This window comes from Gammaproteobacteria bacterium (assembly GCA_019911805.1).
GTDB lineage: Bacteria > Pseudomonadota > Gammaproteobacteria > Thiohalobacterales > Thiohalobacteraceae > JAHJQQ01.
Map to the genome: position 1 here is coordinate 1 of JAIOJV010000102.1, position 2,462 is coordinate 2,462.

Genomic DNA, 2,462 nt, shown 5'->3' on the forward strand with positions numbered 1-2,462 from the left:
ATCCCGACCCGATCACACCCTCGGCAGAACTGCGTGCAGCGGGTCATCCGGCGATGAACAACGCGTACAGCGACAGGATGATCTCGATCAGGATCAGCAGGACGATATACCACTCGACGCGCAGCGAGCGCTGGGCCTGCAGCAGCCCCAGCACCGTCTCGGCGGTCCGCGAGATCAACTGGAGCTTGCGATCCAGAGCGCGATGGCGCTCCACCAGCTCGTACTCGTCCACCAGATGGGCATACAGCCGCTCCAGTTCCGGGCGGTCCCAGAGTAGATCGGGCTTCTCCGCGACTTCGGCGCGGCCGACCATCTTGTGTTCGACCGTGAGTACATCGCCAATCTGGCGCAGCAGCTCCCGCGCCCGGAAGCCGACGCGGCCGCCACGCCGCAGTCCGGTCGCCAGCGGCTCGATGGTGTCGAAGACCTCTGTCACCTGGCGCTCGTACTGTGCCAGGACGATACTCTTGGCCAACACGTCCGCCAGCAGTTGCAGGCGTGGCGCACTCGTATCCGCCAGGCGGAGGACACCCGACGCGTCCGGGCGGTGGTCACTCTCCCCACTGCTATCGAGCTCGGCTTCCTCGGATTCCGGGACCGTGAACGCCCCGCCGATCAGCGGCTGCAGCTGGGCGAGGAAGGTGACCTCCTCCAGCGGCTGCAGTCCAAACAGCACGATGGCACCGTAGCGGAACAGCACCGCATAGCCTTCCGCCCCAGCCCGCACCAGCAAGGGCCCTTCCGCAATACGCGCGGCCCCCTGAAAGGCGCGGACGTCGATGCGCTCGCCGACGAACAGGGCACGGACGTGCAGGCGGGACTTGTCGGGGAACAGGGACGCGCTCATGGCAGTCGTTATGATGCGGCAAATCACCACCGCTGAACAGCCGCCGACTTCATCGTCCGGCAACGCCCCGGTATAGTAGGCCATCGCCCCGCCGCCGGCGGGCCCGCCGCGGAGCATCCCAGTGAAATTGAGTGCCGAACAGTTCAGAAACTGGCAGAACCGACGCATCAGCCTGCTCGGTATGTCGGGTGTCGGTAAGACCCGTCTTGCCAATATGCTGCGCAAGCGTGACTGGTTTCATTATTCGGGCGACTACCGTATCGGCACCCGCTACCTCGACGAGCCTATCCTCGACAATCTCAAGCGCGAAGTGATGGAAATCCCCTTCCTCCGCGACCTGCTGCGCTCCGATTCCATCCGTATCCTCCACAATATCGGCGTCGACAATCTACAGCCGGTCGCGAGTTTTCTCGGCAAGCTGGGTAATCCGGAAATGGGGGGGCTGGGGCTGCGGGAATTCAAGCATCGCCAGGCGTTGCATCACAGCGCCGAGATCGCCGCCATGCGCGATGTGCCCGAATTCATCCGCAAGGCGCAGCAGATCTACGGCTACCGGCATTTCGTCAACGATGCGGGGGGTAGTGTCTGCGAGCTCGACGACCCGACCACCATCGAAGTCCTGGCGGAACACACCCTCATCCTCTACCTCAAGGCCACGGAGGCCGACGAACAGAAACTCATCCACCGTGCCGAGGCCGACCCCAAGCCACTCTACTACCGGGAAGATTTCCTGGACGAACAATTGGCTATCTATATGCAGGGGTGCAGTCTTCCCTATGTGGCACTGATCGACCCCGACGATTTCGTGCGCTGGATGTTCCCGCGGTTGTTCCATGCGCGGATTCCGCGCTACGAGGCGATCGTGGACCGATACGGCTACACCGTGACGACGACGGAGCTCGCCCAGGTCAACGATGAGGCAGATTTTCTGCGCCTTATAGAAACCGTACTCGAACGATCGGCCTGAGCCATCCGGCTATGCGACCACCGGCAGAATAAAAAGCGGGGCCTGGCGGCCCCGAAAGGGAGGAGTGGTACGTACAACAACAAAAAAACTACAAAAAAACCGCGTTTGCCACGGAAGTGTACGGAAGACATCGAAGTGCGACATCACCGCAGAACTTCGGTTCCGTACCTGACGGGTGCGGAGCGCGGTTGTATGCAGCGTATGATCTCATCCGTATTTTTCCGTGTGTTTCCGTGGCTGACATGAGCTTCAGGGATCACCATTCGCAGGGGCCGTTACTGCGATCGGGACAGACGGTTTTCGTATCCGTCACCACCCCGTCGAGGTTGGCCTCACCGAAATCGGCGTTGTTCAGATTCGCACCTTGCAGGCGCACATCCTGCAGATCGGCGAAGAAGAACCGCGAATCGTAGAGGTCGGCCTCGGTCAGGTCGGCGCCCACGAGGCTCGCTCCGTCCAGATTCACGTTGTCGACGCGCGTCTGGACGAGAACTGCACCGTCCAAGTTCGCGCGATCCATCCGCGCCATGGTCAAAAAGGCCCCCTGGAGATTCGCCTCCGTGAGGGCGGCGTCGGCCAGGTCCGCACCACCGAGAATCGCGCCAGCGAGGTTCGCGCGACTCAGATCGGCATTGCGCAGATAGGCCC

General features: G+C 62.2%; 3 protein-coding genes. 1 reads left to right on the forward strand and 2 read right to left on the reverse strand.

The genetic code is table 11. The annotated features are described in order from the left end of the window. Positions 1–43 precede the first annotated feature (43 nt). Entirely contained in the window at positions 44–847 is an 804-nt protein-coding gene (locus K8I04_13245; GenBank protein ID MBZ0072676.1) for an RMD1 family protein, read from the reverse strand. A 121-nt stretch (positions 848–968) separates the two neighbouring features. Here K8I04_13245 and K8I04_13250 point away from each other — a divergent pair, with 121 nt between their 5' ends. Next, positions 969–1,814 (forward strand): ATPase, encoded by an 846-nt coding sequence (locus K8I04_13250; GenBank protein MBZ0072677.1) that lies wholly within the window; start codon positions 969–971, stop codon positions 1,812–1,814. 256 nt (positions 1,815–2,070) lie between these two features. Here K8I04_13250 and K8I04_13255 read toward each other — a convergent pair. After that, on the reverse strand, positions 2,071–2,462 hold a 392-nt coding region (locus K8I04_13255; GenBank protein ID MBZ0072678.1), incomplete at its 5' end, for a pentapeptide repeat-containing protein.

Excerpts from the sequence above, each read along its gene's own strand:
- K8I04_13245 (MBZ0072676.1), bottom strand. The coding sequence starts at position 847 with ATGAGCGCGTCCCTGTTCCCCGACAAGTCCCGCCTGCACGTCCGTGCC.